This is a genomic window from Pseudoalteromonas sp. GW168-MNA-CIBAN-0100 (genome assembly GCF_040309225.1).
Lineage (GTDB): Bacteria > Pseudomonadota > Gammaproteobacteria > Enterobacterales > Alteromonadaceae > Pseudoalteromonas > Pseudoalteromonas arctica.
In genome coordinates this window covers 1-251 of record NZ_JBEOOL010000845.1, presented here as the reverse complement: position 1 = coordinate 251, position 251 = coordinate 1, and the positions used below count along the sequence as shown (strand labels likewise).

At 44.2% G+C, this 251-nt stretch carries 1 pseudogene; it reads right to left on the bottom strand.

The window, feature by feature from the left end:
* A pseudogene (locus tag AAEY62_RS23670) lies at positions 1 to 251 on the bottom strand (translational GTPase TypA); the annotation flags it as partial.

Here is a 251-nt window from a genome sequence, read left to right as displayed (position 1 = left end):
GTCTAAACGCATACGGCCTTTGCCATCTGGAGACATGTTAGTAAGCTCACCTTTACGTAGGCCAACTTGCTCCATTACAGAACCCTGATGCTCTTCTTGACAGTCAATTGTTACTGTTTCAAACGGTTCTTCTAATACACCGTCAACAGTACGCAAAATTACCTCTGGACGAGATACAGCAAGCTCGTAACCTTCACGACGCATATTTTCGATTAAGATACCTAGGTGTAATTCACCACGGCCAGAAACAC